Origin of the sequence: Pantoea sp. AG1095, from assembly GCF_003208415.1 — a bacterium.
Lineage (GTDB): Bacteria > Pseudomonadota > Gammaproteobacteria > Enterobacterales > Enterobacteriaceae > Pantoea > Pantoea leporis.
In genome coordinates, this window is the sequence record NZ_QKMJ01000004.1 from 299,571 (window position 1) to 315,483 (window position 15,913).

The window sequence follows — 15,913 nt, forward strand, 5'->3', positions numbered from 1 at the left end:
TCTTTATTAACCTGGTGCAATGCAATTGAGAATCATTCAACCATGTTGTAATGTAGTAGTAAATGGAAATGATTACGAAGCCGTTACATTTTTATTATCTTAAATTCATTGGCTTACATCTTAGATCTAAGTAGTAAATGGGTAATTCACTACAAACCTTCAGTAAAACTCTGACACTTTAAAGAGCAATCAGCAGATGAGTCGAAATAGCATTAAAAGTCGTGTGGATGTGCTGGGTGAACGCTATCGGTTACGCGCACCGACATTATCATCCGGTCTGCAAGCGGTGGCGCGTTACATCCACGACCATCGCGAGGTGGTATTGGATGCCACGGCGCTGGAAATTGCCAGGGCCACTAACACCTCGGATGCGACGGTGGTGCGCGCGGTGCAGGCATTAGGTTTTGCCGGTTTGCGCGATTTAAAAACCACGTTAAACGCCTGGTTTGGACCGGCGATGAACTCTGAAGAGAAGATGAGCGCCACCGTCAGCGAACTGTCGTGCGATATCAATTCCGGCATCGATTTTGTGTTGAGCGGCCATAAACATGCCTGCGATGCGCTGTCTGAACCGCACAATCGTGAAGCCGTCGCCAAAGCGGTAACGCACTTGATTGACGCGCGTCAGGTGGCGCTATTTGGCATTAATGCCTCCGGGATTTTGGCGGATTACAGCGCGCGTCTGTTCACGCGCATTGGTATTCCGGCGGTAACGCTCAATCGCTCTGGGATTGCGCTAGCGGAACAGTTGATTGGGCTGCAACGCGGCGATGTGCTGATTATGATGGCGCAGAAGTCGGCGCATCGTGAAGGCATGACCGCGCTGAAAGAGGCGAAGCGTCTCGGCATGCCGGTGATTTTGCTCACTAATGCGCTTGATTCGGCTTTCGCTAAACAGGCGGATGTCATTATTAACGTGCCGCGCGGTGGCGAGAATGGTCGCATGCCGCTGCACGGAACGGTGTTGGTGTGTCTGGAGATGTTGATATTGTCGGTGGCTTCCGCGACCTCATCGCGTACGGTAAAAACCATGAAGCGTATTCAGGATCTCAATCGATCGCTGAAGCCATCCGGCAAAAAGTAACGCTATTTGCTGGCGCTGCTGTTTACAGCGGCGCGTTTGCCAAAGCCGTTGCTGGTCACCAGCCACACCGCGCAGACAATCAGCAGCGAACCGCCGATAAAGCCCTGATTGATCTGCTCGCCCAACACTAACCAGCCCCATAAAATCCCAAACGGCGGAATCATAAAAGTGACGGTCAGCGTGCGCAGCGGGCCAATATCGGCCAGCAGACGGAAATAAATAATGTAGGCCAGCGCGGTACAGATAAACCCAATCGCCAAAATAGAAGCCCACACTTCCGGGATTTGCCAGCTGCTGGCGGGCGTTTGCGGAGCACTAAAGGCAAAGACCGGCAGTAAAAACAGCGATGCACCCAGTTGGCTGCCAAAAGCCACTTTGGTGGCATCCAGTCCGCCGCGTGCACCAATCCAGCGCTTAGTCAGAAAACCGGCAAATCCATAACAGGCGGTGGCAACCAGGCAAGCCAAAATCCCCCCGATTAAAGTGCTGCTCAGATGCGCTTCGCCGGTGGTGCTGATGATAATGATGCCGCTGAATCCGGCTATCATGCCGAGAACTTTGGTGATCGTCAGTTTTTCATCGAAAAATGCCGCACCAATGATTACGCCCATTAACGGTGTGGTGGCGTTAAGAATCGCGGAATAGCCCGCCGGTAGCACGCGCGCCGCCAGACAATACATTAGGAACGGAATCGCTGAGTTGATAACGCCCAGCAGCATCGCCCAACCTAATTTGCCCTCAAAGCGGCGTGGAATGCGCATCATCGCCATGATGATCAGTAAACCCAACATGCCGCAAAACACGCGTAAAAACGCGGTGTTCACCGCGCCCAGCGCCGGTACCGCAATGCGCATAAACAGAAAACTGGCACCCCAAATCCCCGCTAAAAGCAGCAGCCGCAACAAATCCGATGTTCGCATAAGTTTCACAATTGTTAAGAAAGAGTCGCGCACAGAATAGCAAATAACCCGCTCCGTCGGGCCGTTATTAACGGCGACTGATTACCGCTTTGCAGAAATATTCCCAGGCAGCGCAATCATCAGGTAGTATTTAGGAATTGATCATTTCCTAAATGAGCGGAGAGCGAAAATGTCAGCATCAGTTATCAAAAACGCACAGGGCTGGACGCAGCCATTCAACGCGTTAGACGGATTTTCCCATTATTACGCCACGGTAGACGGCGTGCGTTTGCACTACGTCAGCGGTGGCAATGCAAATGGAGAAACGTTGCTGCTGCTGGCGGGATTTCCGCAAAGCTGGTTCGCCTGGCGCCAGGTGATGGCGCTGCTGGGCGATCGCTATTTCATTATCGCGCCGGATTTACCCGGTCAGGGCGACTCGGATAAACCGCTCAGCGGCTACGACACCACATCGCTGGCGCAGAATGTACAGGGCTTGATGCAGCAATTGGGTCATGAAAGCTATTACCTCGCCGCGCACGACGTCGGCGCGTGGGTTGCCTGGCCGTATGCCACGCTGTTTAGCGATCAGGTGAAGAAATTGGCGCTGCTTGATGCCGGTATTCCTGGCGTGACGTTGCCAGAATCGCTGCCCGCCACGCCGGATAAAGCGTGGAAAACCTGGCACTTCGCGTTTCATCTCTTACCGGATTTGCCAGAGGCGCTGATAGAAGGGCGCGAAGCGATCTATCTCGAATGGTTCCTGAAACGCAAAGCGGCCAGTCCGATGGTGTTTGGCGATGAGGACATGGCGGAATATACCCGTTTGTTACAGCAGAAGGGCGCGATACGCGCCGGAATGGCGACTTATCGTGAAGTGACGGTTTCGGCGGCGCAAAACCGTGCGTTGCTGAAAGAACGCGGCAAATTAGCGTTGCCGTTACTGGCGATCAGCGCCGATCAGGGTTCGATTCCGGATATGGCCTTACCATTGCGAGAATTCGCTGCGGATGTGACGGGAATTAAGATCGCGCACTGCGGTCACTTCATTCCGGATGAGCAACCGCAGGCGCTGGCAGAGGCGTTGAGTGAGTTTTTTAATTAAACGTCAGGTCGCCATGTCTGGCGACTAAACACCGCTCAATCAAAACGACATCGTCACACCGGCATAATAGGCGCGGCCCGGTTCGTTATAGGTTGATGCACCCGAATTTTCGCGGTAAATGCGTTTATCAAACAGGTTATTGATACCGGCATTGGCGCGCAGGTTTTTGCTGATGTCGTAATTGACGTTCAAACCAAACACCGAATACGGGCTGATTTCCTGCGTCGTCATGCTCGAGGTATCGATATTGGTCTCAACATTTTGACGCGGTTTCTGGCGGCCATACTGCGTCCAGTTGATGTTGGCGCTGAGATCCTGCGTCGCCTGCCACTCCAGCTGCGAGTTGATGGTGAATTCCGGGATCACCGACAGCGGATTGCCGGTTTTCTTGCTCTCGGAGCGGAACATGTAGGTGGCGTTGGAGCGCCATTCCAGCGTATCGGCGATCAAAGGAATAGTCAGATTTCCTTCCAGTCCTTCCACAATCGCTTTGCCGCCGTTTTCCCAGCGCAGCACGTTGTAAACCGGGCGAGTGCTGGAATAAACCGGCTCGGTGCCCGACACAATCTTGTTCTTGTAGTCATTGCGGAACCAGGTGATGCCCGCGACGTAGCCCTGGTTGCTGAACTCCAGTCCAATCTCTTTGTTGACGCTGGTTTCTGCATCGAGATCGTTATTCCCCAGCAGATAACATTGGCTGAGCCCAATCGGGCAGCCGTTGCCACGCGTGGAGAGCAGATAACCCGGCGTTGATTGATACAGGTTTGGCGCTTTAAACACCCGTGCGATACCGGCCTTCAGGGTGAAATAGTCGCCCAGACCTTGCGAGAGGTTCAGGCTTGGGCTCCAGTTGGCGCCAAACTGATCGTGATAATCAAAGCGCAGGCCAGGAATCACTTCGGTGCTATCGGTGGCGGCAATGTTGTCTTCGAAGAACAGTGAACTGATGGTGGCGCTGTTCTTACTGCTGCGCTGCGATGGATCGCCAGAACTGCCTGGCAAATTCACGCCGCTCGCGCTGGCCGCAAGCATTGATGCTGGATCGTTCAGCTCGTCGCGGTTCCACTCCGCGCCCAGCGTCACGGTTTGATCGACCAGCAGCTGCAGCGGGAAGTTGATCTCTCCGCCCGCGCGATAGCTTTCCAGGCGGCTGGTGGCGTACGTATCGCTGTTAATCATCCCTTCAGTACGCCCGGCAGTGCCTTCCTGCAGGCGAGTGTTATTGGTTTTCTCGTAGTTGAAATTGAGCTTCGAGGTTCCCCAATCCCAGATACCGTTGTGCGCGATGCCGTAGCTTTGGCGATACATGCGGTTAGTTTCATCACCGTACAGCGACTCTACTAAACCGTCGGTGCTGGCGTTGCTGTTACTGTTCTGCGTGTCACCGGCATAAATATTGCCCTGACGGCTGTAGCCCCAGGAGAAGTCGATGATTTGCAGCGGCGTGATTTTCCAGGACAGCACGGTATTGATGTCTTTGTTGCGCACGCCTTCACGGCCCGCCGCGTATGAACCGTTTTCTGCGGTGTTGATATCGAACGCATCGGCATCGGTGCGGTTGATGTTGCCGTACAGGCGCATGGTCAACGCATCACCGGCCAGCGGGCCGCTGAGATTGAAGTTAGCGCGTCGGGTATCGCCTTCTTTGCTATTTTCCGGCTGGCTGGTATAGAGCGACAGCGAGCCGTGCCAGTCGTTGGTGGGACGCTTGGTGATGATGTTCACCACGCCGCCCGCCGCGCCAGAGCCGTATCGAGCAGCGGCCGGGCCTCGAATCACTTCAATGCGCTCAACCATTTCAGCTGGCACCCAGTTGGTATCGCCGCGTGAATCACGCTCGCCGCGCCAGCTGTAGCGCACCGAGTTACGAGAGGAAACCGGCACGCCATCGATCATCACCAGGGTGTTTTCCGGGCCCATGCCACGGATATCGATTTGCCGGTTATTGCCGCGGCTGCCGCTGGCGCCGTTACCGGTAAGGTTTACGCCGGGCATTTTGCGAATGATGTCGGAGAGATCGTTAACAGGGGGATTTTTTTTGATGTCTTCAGCGGTGATGGTGGACACGCCCGGTTGCTGTTTCAGCTCCTGCTCGGCGGTGACGATCATTGATTCATCGTCAGCCAGCTTTTCGGTGGTTTCAGCTGCAAAGGCAGGCGACGTTAGCATTCCCGCTAAAAAAAGCGCAATTGGACGCTTTTTGCCACGCATGGTTACATTCACTTAAGTTTTCTCCCTGTAACGTTAACAATTGCAAGTAAATGCGCATGATAATGATAACGTTTCTCATTGTCCATTCAGTGAGACGGCAACATGCCTGACAATACAAACCTTTACAAAGGTTGTTCGGTTGCGAGGTATGAGTTGCGGAGAGGGGAATTTCTCATTTGCTTAGAAGAAACCGTTATGAGTAAGAAGAAATGTGTCGATGAATACTGGATAAGCAGACTATTGATTCACTAGCAAATTCTGAATTCTGCTGAGTGTTACGTGCCAAATCTGGGGCGGAAATCCCGCCTTGCAACCGTGCTTGCGGCTATTGCCATATTTCGGCAATAGATATGTTTTTTTCGCATTTGTGATTGTTATCTATCTTCCAGAGAATGCTAATCGGGACGTAAATACCCGTCATAATTTCAGCCGCAACTGCGTTGGCTCCGCGTGTTCAGCCCAGTCACTTACTTAAGTAAGCTCCCGGGGATTCACACACTTGCCGCCTTGTTGCAGCTGGAATTATTTAGCGTATATGAGGATGACAATTCCACTCACCGCACGTCGCTCGCGCGAGGTGAGTCAGGAGACAAAACCATCGCTACCTCAACGCCTTTTCCCTGTGGGGAAACTTTTTATAAATCAGGAGAAAGGTTCCAGTGAAATTCGCCAAAGGCATGACTCTTCTTGCGCTCGCGCTGAGTGCACACACCGCGTTCGCCGCCGATGAAAACGTCCCAACTGACAGCTCAATCCATGTGCAGGCCGATCCTGCGCTGAAAAGCCTGCTGCCTGCGGATGTGGTGAAACGTGGCTACATTGTTGCCGGAACCAACCCCAACACGCCGCCAACCACCTTCTATAAAGAAGACAACAAAACGCTGGCCGGCCGTGAAATCGATATCATGAATGCCGTGGGCGAGCGTCTGGGAATCCAGGTTCAGTGGCGCGACACCGGCGGTTTCGACAACATCATTCCAGGCCTGAAAACCGGTCGTTACGATGTGGCGCTCTCCAATATCAACGCCACGCCAGCGCGTGCCAAAATCATCGACTTCGTGGGTTATTACGATGCCAGCCGCCTCGGCATTATCTCGCGCAAAGATGCCAACATCGCGCCATTCAAAGAACTGGCCGATGTCTGTGGTAAAGAAGTGGGCGCCGGTTCCGGTACCACCCAGGTTACGCGCCTTGAAGACGCCAGCAAAGCCTGTGAAGCGGCAGGTAAAAAGCCAATCAAAGTCTCCGTCTTCCCGGATCGTCCAGCTGGCGTGCAGGCGGTGGTAAGCGGTCGCGTGCCAATGTTCCTCGGCCCGTATGAAGGTTTGCTGTGGCAGGTGAAGGTGATTAAACCGCTGACCATGAGCGGTGAGATCACCGTCCATGACGCACCCGTTTCCGTCGCTTTCCCGAAAGATTCCGCGCTGGAGCCCGCTGTACAGGCCGCGCTTAACTCGCTGATCAAAGATGGCAGCTACAACAAGATCCTCGACAACTGGGGCATCGGCTTTGGTGCTGTTAAACAAGCCAAACGCAATCAGGAAATCTTTCAATGAGTGACATTCACGACCACACTGGCGACTTGAAAATCGTCGGCAAACGTTACTACGGACGCTGGCTGAGTGCGCTGGTCGTGTTGTTGTGCGTGGTGGCGATGGCGAACTCGATGATTAACAATCCACGCTTCGAATGGAGCGTGATTGCGGAGAACTTTACCGGCGAATCGATCCTGCAAGGCGTATTAATGACGCTGCAGCTCACTGCGATCTCTGTGGTGCTGGGTTTTGCCTTCGGTACGGTGCTGGCGCTGATGCGCCTCTCCTCCAATCCGGTGCTGGTGGGCGTGAGCTGGTTCTACACCTGGTTCTTCCGTGGTGTACCGATGTTGGTGCAACTGTTCCTGTGGTACAACATCGCGGCGCTTTATCCCACCATCGCTCTGTCGATTCCGGGCCTCGGCGAAATCTGGAGCACGCAATCGAACGCGCTGGTGAGCCCATTTAGTGCGGCAGTGATCGCGCTGGTGATGCACCAATCTGCCTATGCCGCCGAAATTGTGCGTGCGGGTATCCAAAGCGTCGGCAACGGCCAGCTGGAAGCCGCGCGTGCGCTCGGCTATCGCCCTTCGCAGATTTTCCGTCACACCGTGCTGCCGCAGGCGATGCGCGCCATCATGCCGCCCGCCGGCAACGAAATCATTGGTCAGCTGAAAACCACGGCGGTGGTCTCAGTGATCTCGCTGCAGGACGTGCTGTTCTCGGCGCAGATTATTTACCAGCGCACCTATGAAGTGATTCCGCTGCTGCTGGTGGCTACCTTGTGGTATCTGCTGATGACTTCGGTGCTGTCGGTGGGTCAGTTCTATGTGGAACGCTATTTTGGCCGTGGCGTTTCGCGCCGGGAAAAACGCAGCCTGTTGAAATCGCTGCCGGGCTTCTCAGCGCCAAAAGCAGAAAGGAGCGTCAGCAATGGGTGAAGCGATCGCCTTACGTAAAGTCACTAAACGCTTCTCTGGCGTCACCATTCTGGATGAAGTGAATCTGGATATTCCGGCCGGTTCAGTCACGGTGATCCTTGGGCCGTCGGGTTCGGGGAAATCCACGCTGCTGCGCTGCATAAACCACCTGGAAAAACTGGATGGCGGCACCATTCGCATCGGCGGCGAGATCATCGGCTATAGGCAGAAAGGCCAGGCGCTGCACGAGTTAAGCAGCGGTGAAGTTGCGCGTCAGCGTGCCGAAATCGGCATGGTGTTCCAGCAATTCAACCTGTTCCCGCACCGTACCGTGTTGCAAAACATCGTCGATGCGCCGATGCGCGTCAAGAAGCAGAGTCGTCAGCAGGCGACCAGCAAAGCGCTGTCGCTTCTGAAGCAAGTGGGTTTGTCTGGCCGCGAAGATGAGTGGCCGCAGAATCTCTCCGGAGGACAGCAGCAGCGTGTGGCGATTGCCCGCGCGCTGGCGATGGATCCCGGCGTAATGCTGTTTGATGAACCCACTTCAGCGCTCGATCCCGAACTGGTTGGCGAAGTGCTGCAGGTGATCAAACAGCTGGCGCACTCCGGCATTACCATGGTGGTGGTGACGCATGAGATTGGTTTTGCGCGCGAGGTTGCTGACAACATTGTGTTTATGGAAAGCGGCAAAATCGTGGCGGCGGGGCCAACCCAGCAAGTGCTCGACGACCCGGAAAACGGGCGCGTAAGAAACTTTATTGCAACGGTGCTTTAGGCACCGTTTTTCTTTTTTGATGCCAGGAACAGTGATGACACAAAAACCGGTAATGCACAGCGCCCATTGGGGCGCTTTTCATGCCCAGCAACAGGGCGATCGGCTCACCATCGAACCGTTCAAGGGCGATCCCGATCCCAGCCCGCTGCTGCAAAATTTCCACACTGCGTTAAACCATCCGGCGCGCGTATCCCGTCCGATGGTGCGCCGTGGCTGGCTGGAGAACGGCCCGGGCGCGGACGATCGTCGTGGCAACGATGAGTACGTCGCGGTGAGCTGGGATGAAGCTTACGCGCTGGTCACGCGCGAACTGCAACGCGTCGGCGATAAGTACGGCCCGCAAGGCATCTTCGGCGGCTCTTACGGCTGGTCAAGCGCGGGGCGCTTCCACCACGCGCAAAGTCAGGTGCATCGCTTCCTCAACACCACGCTCGGCGGCTACGTGCGTTCAGTCAACAGCTACAGTTCCGGCTCCGCATCGGTGTTGCTGCCGCATATCGTCGGCGACATGAATGAAATTGCCCGTCGCGGCGTCAGTTGGGAAGAGATCGCCCAGCACAGCGAAATCGTGGTGGCATTTGGCGGTTTGGCGCTGAAAAACTCGCAGGTCGCCAGCGGCGGTTTGAGCGAACACACCGAGCGCGGCTTTATGCAGCAGGCGGCTGAGCGCGGCACTCGCTTTATCTCGGTCAGCCCGCTGCAAAGCGATCTCCCTGAAGAAGCGCAGGGCGAATGGCTGGCGCTGCGTCCGGGCACTGACGCGGCCTTCATCCTCGGCGTGTTATCGGTATTGATCGCTGAACAGCTGACCGATGAGGCTTTCCTCGCGCGCTACACCGTGGGCTGGCCAGAAATGGCGGCCTACATTCGTGGCGAAGAGGATGGCACGCCGCGCGATGCGGCGTGGGCAGCAGAAATTTGCGGCGTGAGTGCTGCGTTCATCAGCGATTTTGCTCGCCAGCTGCACGGCAAACGCGTGCTGGTGACGGTGGCGCATGCCTTGCAGCGCGCCGAAAACGGCGAACAGCCGGTGTGGCTGGGATTGGTGCTGGCGGCCGCACTTGGTCAGCCGGGCTTGCCGGGCGGCGGCTACACCTATGCGCTGGGTGCGCTGGGCCATTACGGTAAGCATCACAATCTGGTGAGTTTTCCGGCGCTACCGCAGGGTAAAAACGGTATCGATCGTCTGATTCCGGTGGCGCGTATCTCCGATATGCTGCTCAATCCCGGCAAGCCGTTTGATTACAATGGCCGCCGTTTAACCTATCCGCACATCCGTCTGGCATATTGGGCCGGCGGCAATCCGTTCCATCATCATCAGGATCTCGCGCGCTTGCGTCAGGCTTTTTGTCAGCTGGATACGCTGATCGTGCATGAGATCGCCTGGACCGCCAGCGCGCGCCATGCCGATATCGTTTTGCCCGCCACCATGACGCTGGAGCGCGAAGACATTGGCGGCGCACCCACCGATCGCCACTTGTTTGCCATGCAACCGGTGGCGCAACCGTTCGGTGAAGCCAAAGATGATTACGCGATTTTCACCGAGCTGGCGCGCCGTTTAGGCCGCGAAGAGGCCTTCACCGAAGGGCGCGATACGCGCGGCTGGTTGCAGCATCATTACGCCCAGCTGCAGCAAAAGCTGGCGGCGCATCAGGTTGAGATCCCCGACTTCGAGAAGTTTTGGCAACAAGGCGTGCTGGAGTTGCCGCAGCTGAAAGACGGCGGCCGTATGATTAACGCGTTTCGCGCCGACCCGGAAGCGTCGCCGCTGCCGACGCCGAGCGGGAAAATTGAAATTTTCTCTGCCACCATCGCCAGCTTTAACTACGAAAACTGTCCGGGACATCCGGTGTGGCGTGAACCGCAGCAAAAACCGAATTCCGATCATCCGTTTTGGTTGATCGCCAATCAGCCGGCGACGCGCTTGCACAGCCAGCTCGATTTTGGTGATTACAGCCTGAGCGGCAAACGCCATGGCCGCGAAGTGTGCAGTTTGCATCCGGCGGATGCGGCGGCGTCAGGCATTAATGATGGCGATATTATCGAGCTCTACAACGCGCGCGGCCACGTGCTCGCCAGTGCGCGTCTCACCGAAACCATCATGCGCGGCGTGGTGCAGTTGCCGACCGGCGCCTGGTATGATCCGGTCGATCCTACCGCGCTGCGTCCGCTGTGCCGTCACGGTAATCCCAATGTGTTGACGCTGGATATCGGCACGTCTTCATTGGCACAAGGTTGCAGCGGACAAATCACCGTCGTGCAGGTGCGTAAATATCGCGGCGAAGTGACGCCTGTACAGGCGTTTATTCCGCCTGCCTAAAAGCAGACGCATCTCAATAAATCAAAGTGTGACTTTGTCTCACCGAGTGATAGACTCAGTGAGACAAAGTTACACTTTGGAGGATGTATGGCTTTAACCAAACTGCGTCAGCAAGGCGGAGCCGTTGTGCTAACGATTCCCAGTGACATCGCGACCAAAGCGGGTTGGCATGTGGGGATTGAGCTAGATGTCACTGCAACTGACGAGTCAATCAACATCAAACCTGTTAACCGGCTCGCACGCGGCAGGAAAACGATGGACCAACTGTTAGCTGGCATTGATCAGGAAGAGATTCGCCAGTTTAATGAAGCCGTCAGCGATGATTTGCAGGATAAACCGCAGGGCAAGGAGGCTATCTGATGTTATCGCGCAGAGTTCCGCAGTTAGGTGAAATCTGGCACGTCAACGGTGATCCCGTTGAAGGCAGGGAGTTTAAAGGGCCGCATTATTATCTGGTGATTTCACGACGGGAACTCGTCGCTGCTTTAGGGACAGCAGTTTGCATTCCGGTAACCAGCGGTGGCGGCGCATCACGCTCGAGGGCTGTTGCGGTGTATCTGGATGGCAGCAGCACGGATACCGGCAGCGTAACTGGCGTAGCGTTGTGCTACCAACTTCGTTCTCTTGACCTGACCGCGCGGAAGGCAAGTTTCGCCGCGAAAGTTGAATCGCACGTCATGGATGAAATCCTGTCGATGGTAGTGGATTTGATTGATCCGCGTTAAAAACCTGAATGCGCACCCTACGAAAATCACGATGACAATCGTAGGGCAGCCACTCATGAATGCCGCCCCGTTCACCCTAACTGACTAGCTTTTTCATCTCACGCCGTGGTTTTCCGGTTATGGGTCAAATCTTTCACCGTTTCCGCTGCACGTTTACCGGCAAGGAACGCGTGGTCCGAGTTGTAATATTCCCATTCGCTGTAGCGCCCGGAAAGATGGATGCCTTGCGTTGCCAGCCAGCTGCGAATCAGCGTGACGTTGGCGGTACGTTGATGGTCGTAAACCACATAGGCGTACGGCATATCCACTTCGCTGGCGGTAACGATCTCATCATCGGCATTAATGATGCCGACCCGAATACAATCCGCAATGCAGCGTTCAATCAACGCATCGCCTTCGCAAGGAAGCGGCTGATCGTCGCGATAGGTCATTTCGCAGGTCAGGCCAAAACCGCCTTCTGGATTGCAGTGCGGGCTGGCGTTGCCCTGTAAAAAGATGCGGTGGAACAGCGTGTTGCCGGGATAGTAAATCCAGTGTTTGTCGCTGATATTGGCGCGGCCAATGCCCAGATTGACGCAGCGCACCGAGATATGACGCAGTTGCTTCGCTGCTTTCTGCACCGCTTCTGGTGCAAAGCTGCCCATCAATCGCACCAGTTCGGGCAGCGGCAAGGTGCTGATCATCTGGTCATAATGAAACTGTCGGCCATCACTTAACAGCACGCGCCGTTGCAACGGCTGAATTTCGCTGACGCCCGCTTCCATCTCCAGCGTGCAGTCCAGATGTGGCAGAAATCCCTCCATCAGCGCCTGAAAACCGCCGCGCAGCGGATAGCCAAAGCGCGCATTGGGGCCGACCGGCTTATCCAGCGGCGCCAGCGCGCCGGAGATGATCTGCTCCAAATCCGGCAGCGGCACGCGTCCGCCGAGCCATGAGGTTTCCATATTCACCAGCGGGGTTTTCCACAGTTTCTGGTTATACGGCAGGGCGAAATGTCGGGCGATGCCTTTGCCCCAGGTACGGAAAATAAAGCTTTCGAAATCTTCGCTCTCCGGCTGACAGACCAGGCTTTCACCATCCGGGATGGCGCCATCGGCGCAGCAATCACGCCGCGCCTCGGTGGCCACCGCCTGTAAAGCGGGAGGCGACGCATAGCGCGCTTCAATCGCGCCTAACACACACTCGCCAATCACTTCGGCAGGCAAACCATGCAGCGCCGACTGAAACGGATAGCGGGTGTAAACATCATGGCTGTAAACCCAGGCTTCACGCGTTTGCCAGTGCTGATTGTCGCCCAGCAGGATATCGTACAGGCGCAACACGTAAGGATCGTTGGAGAACATAATGTGGCCGGCGTGATCGAAGGTGAATCCCTGATCCTCGACCGAACGGCACCAGCCGCCCACGGTGGCATTTTTCTCCAGCACCACTGCGCCCGCGCCGTAGTGATAACCGGCGCTCAACCCCGTTGGCCCGGCCCCCAAAATCAAGCACGCAACGGTGTTGTGCGCCAGCGCGGGCGGAGGGGCGGCGGCTATTTCGGGATGGGAAATCTGACGTTGGGTCAGTGCCACGATATGCGCCTGCATCTCATCGACAGTGCGATCCCACGAGGTTTCCGCAACGCGTGTCGCCATGTTTTTCGCTAGCTGATAGCGGGTTTCCACCGGCATGCTGAGCGCCGCTTCACAGGCCTGAACAAAGCTCTGATGCGAGTCGGCGATGCTCACCACGTCGGCATAGTGTCGCGCCACATCGGCAATCGCGGTGCTGACAATCGGCAGCTGCGCTGCCATGTACTCCAGCACTTTGGTAGGACTGATAAAGCGCGTCGAAGCATTGAGCGCGAACGGCATCAGGCATAGATCCCAGCCGGCGAGAAAGTGCGGCAAGGCGGCGTACGGTTGCTGGCCGAACCAGTGCAGATTGCTGCGCTGGGGCAGGCTGGCGGCATCAATTTTCACCACCGGACCGACCATCACGATCTGCCAGTCGGGATGCGCATCGGCCAGCGCGGCAATCAGCGTCAAATCGAGGCGTTCATCAATTACGCCGTAATAGCCGAGGCGCGGTTTTGGCAGGTTTTCCTGCAGCGGATGGCTGTTAGTGCGGTCCAGCGCCTGTTCGAAATGTCCCGCATCGACGCTGCTTGGGCAGCAGAAAACCTGCGGATGGCGATGTTTCTTCGCTTCATACAGGCTGGTGCCGCCGGTGAACACCAAATCGGCGCGGCTCAACAGCGCCGATTCACGCTGCTGAAGCTGGCGCGGCGCCTGGTTAAAGGCGGAGAGTTCATCCATGCAGTCATAGATAATCGCGCTCGGTGTAAAGCAGGCCAGCAGCGGCAGCGCCATCGGCGTATAAAACCACACCATCGGCGTTTCATCGTCAGCAAGCAGTTCAGCCAGCAGCGGTTGCAGCACGGCGATTTGGCTATCGTGAAAGCCAGGCGCGGCCACATCGGTATGCGGTTCGATCACCGTCACGTTTGGTGCGGGCTGATATTGGCGTAACGCGGCTTCACCGGGCTGATAAATCGGCTCTTCGATAAACACAATGCGGTGGAACTGGGCGAGGCGCGACAATAGATGCTGTGGACGTTGAAAGACAAATCCCCAACGTAAATGACTGAATACCACTAATACGGATTGTTTCATGACGCTTTCCTCTGGCCTGCTGGCCGCGGTGATAAGACCCTGAAAACGGGCTAATAATCGTTGTGATTGCTGTAATGACGCGGCATAAACCGGGTTCAGTAGACGCTTTTTGTGGGGATCGACATCCCACAATCCGCTGCGTGGCCAGTGTTCGAGATCTTCCCAAAGTGGGCGATCGATAATCGGATAAAGACAGATGCCGCGGATATCACAGCCATTGAGCTGTGCCTGCGCGACATCGGCGGTGACCTGGGCAATCCAGGCGGCGCGTCCGCTGCCGACGTGGCTGGTTTCCGCCAGCAAAATGGGCCGCTGATAACGCTTAGTTAACTGCGCCAGCAGCGGATGCAGCGGCACGCGGCGCGCATCGCCCAGATGCCACTCCAGCCGGCAGCCGGACCCGGTGAGCCACTGATTGCCGTGGTAATAATTGGCGCCAACCACATCGAGATAGTGCGGTTTGCCGCCGAGTTCCGGCTCGCGCAAACCGACGATCATGTCCCACGCCTGATATTGCGAAGCGTTGATATCCCGGGTGCGCTGCCGGCATGCATCGCTGTCTTCATCCGGCACCACGTGAATAATCGGGTCGCAGTGCAGGAAACGCGCACGCGGATCTGCAAGGCGAATGGCGGCGCAACCCGCCAGCGTGGCGCGAATCAATTGACGTTTAATCTCATCGGGATCGGTATGGGCATTATTACCAAACAGGCCGACAGAAATTCCCCACGCCAAAAACGAGATTTCATTCATCGGCGAATAAATGGGTGCGTCTTCATAATATTCCGCGAGGAAGCCCGCCATGCGCTGACAAAAAGCGGCGAAGCGCGGCACAAATTCGCTGGAAAATAAGGTTAAGTCATCCGGCCAGCCGTAATGGCAAAAGGTCCAGTTAATTTGCACGCCAAAGGAGCGCGCCGAATTCATGCGTTTTTTTAAACTTTCGAGCGTGGTTTGCGGTTCCATTTCCGCCAGTCGCCAGCCAATACTTTCGCGGGCGGAGGTAATGCCAAACTGCTGCAGCGCGGCGTAATCGTTAGGGTATTGCGATAAATGGTCGGTCAACGCATTCATTGAAAGCCGCTCGCCGAAGGGATTGATATGATCCGCTCCCTCATAACCGGCTTGCCAAAAGCTGGAAAATGGCGACATGATGTTCCCCCGGAATAACATTCAGGAAATAGCAATAAATAAAAGAAGTTAATCGTGTTATAGGGGCGCCATTTAAGGCAACCAGGGAAATCGACTGTTGAACCTAATTCGAATTATAACCACGCTTTGGCTTAGCGCAAATGGCTGAGCTGAAAAGAAAATAAGCCCAGCGTGAGTTTTGCTTATTTAAGTGAAGCGGTGCAAAGAAATGAAGATATTATTGTTGCGCGATTTCTTACGCTTAACTCACATAATGAAAAGAAGGGCGATGTTTAATTTATTTCATTACTACACTTTAATTAACCCAATTCGGGTTTACGGAGGTACGTATGTCAGAACGTCCAGATGATGATGTAATTCCACTGCCAGGTGATGATGAAACATTACCCGACGAAGATGATGATTTACCCCGCGATACTGAATTCCCTGAAGATCAGCAACCTAAAATCTGAAAATCGGTCGAGCCGCCGCTGGCGGCTCACTATTTAGAGTGCACTCTGCTGTAATTCCCCCATAATACCTCTCCAGGA

The 15,913-nt window shown here is 55.5% G+C and carries 12 protein-coding genes; 9 read left to right on the forward strand and 3 right to left on the reverse strand.

Annotation, left to right across the window (positions count from 1 at the left end; translation table 11 throughout):
* Window positions 1-196 precede the first annotated feature (196 nt).
* Window positions 197-1,084, forward strand: coding sequence for a MurR/RpiR family transcriptional regulator (locus DEU53_RS11790; protein ID WP_110867186.1), 888 nt, complete (start codon window positions 197-199; stop codon window positions 1,082-1,084).
* Between the two features lie 2 nt (window positions 1,085-1,086).
* Here the strand turns inward: DEU53_RS11790 and DEU53_RS11795 are convergent, their stop codons facing one another.
* Entirely contained in the window at window positions 1,087-2,004 is a 918-nt protein-coding gene (locus DEU53_RS11795) for a DMT family transporter (RefSeq protein ID WP_110867187.1), read from the reverse strand.
* A 169-nt stretch (window positions 2,005-2,173) separates the two neighbouring features.
* Here DEU53_RS11795 and DEU53_RS11800 point away from each other — a divergent pair, with 169 nt between their 5' ends.
* Window positions 2,174-3,088: an alpha/beta fold hydrolase gene (locus tag DEU53_RS11800; protein ID WP_110867188.1), complete on the forward strand. Its 915-nt coding sequence runs from the start codon at window positions 2,174-2,176 to the stop codon at window positions 3,086-3,088.
* Between the two features lie 39 nt (window positions 3,089-3,127).
* Here DEU53_RS11800 and DEU53_RS11805 read toward each other — a convergent pair whose 3' ends face one another.
* Window positions 3,128-5,299, reverse strand: coding sequence for a TonB-dependent siderophore receptor (locus tag DEU53_RS11805; protein ID WP_199559712.1), 2,172 nt, complete (start codon window positions 5,297-5,299; stop codon window positions 3,128-3,130).
* Between the two features lie 659 nt (window positions 5,300-5,958).
* Between DEU53_RS11805 and DEU53_RS11815 the strand changes: the two genes are divergently transcribed.
* The 6 genes from DEU53_RS11815 to DEU53_RS11840 all read left to right on the forward strand — a co-directional run bounded on the left by DEU53_RS11815 (window position 5,959) and on the right by DEU53_RS11840 (window position 11,574).
* A complete protein-coding gene (locus DEU53_RS11815) occupies window positions 5,959-6,855 on the forward strand; it encodes an ABC transporter substrate-binding protein (protein ID WP_110867191.1) in 897 nt (298 codons plus the stop codon).
* A complete protein-coding gene (locus DEU53_RS11820; protein ID WP_110867192.1) occupies window positions 6,852-7,775 on the forward strand; it encodes an amino acid ABC transporter permease in 924 nt (307 codons plus the stop codon). The genes DEU53_RS11815 and DEU53_RS11820 overlap by 4 nt, the downstream gene beginning before the upstream one ends.
* Entirely contained in the window at window positions 7,768-8,529 is a 762-nt protein-coding gene (locus tag DEU53_RS11825; protein ID WP_110867193.1) for an amino acid ABC transporter ATP-binding protein, read from the forward strand. Before DEU53_RS11820 ends, DEU53_RS11825 begins: the two co-directional genes overlap by 8 nt.
* A gap of 34 nt (window positions 8,530-8,563) precedes the next feature.
* Window positions 8,564-10,849 carry a molybdopterin-dependent oxidoreductase gene (locus DEU53_RS11830; protein ID WP_110867194.1) on the forward strand — a complete coding sequence of 762 codons (2,286 nt, stop codon included), beginning with the start codon at window positions 8,564-8,566 and terminating at the stop codon, window positions 10,847-10,849.
* Between the two features lie 87 nt (window positions 10,850-10,936).
* Complete coding sequence (locus DEU53_RS11835; protein ID WP_110867195.1) at window positions 10,937-11,209, forward strand: antitoxin; 273 nt, start codon at window positions 10,937-10,939, stop codon at window positions 11,207-11,209.
* Window positions 11,209-11,574, forward strand: a complete 366-nt coding sequence (locus DEU53_RS11840; RefSeq protein ID WP_110867196.1) for a type II toxin-antitoxin system PemK/MazF family toxin — start codon at window positions 11,209-11,211, stop codon at window positions 11,572-11,574. The genes DEU53_RS11835 and DEU53_RS11840 overlap by 1 nt, the downstream gene beginning before the upstream one ends.
* A gap of 98 nt (window positions 11,575-11,672) precedes the next feature.
* On the opposite strand, the gene DEU53_RS11845 is transcribed toward DEU53_RS11840, so the two are convergent.
* The gene (locus DEU53_RS11845) at window positions 11,673-15,383 is read right to left on the reverse strand and encodes an FAD-dependent oxidoreductase (RefSeq protein ID WP_110867197.1); all 3,711 of its coding nucleotides are present in this window, start codon (window positions 15,381-15,383) and stop codon (window positions 11,673-11,675) included.
* Between the two features lie 329 nt (window positions 15,384-15,712).
* Here DEU53_RS11845 and DEU53_RS23275 point away from each other — a divergent pair, with 329 nt between their 5' ends.
* Window positions 15,713-15,835 carry a hypothetical protein gene (locus tag DEU53_RS23275; RefSeq protein ID WP_255421536.1) on the forward strand — a complete coding sequence of 41 codons (123 nt, stop codon included), beginning with the start codon at window positions 15,713-15,715 and terminating at the stop codon, window positions 15,833-15,835.
* Window positions 15,836-15,913 lie beyond the last annotated feature (78 nt).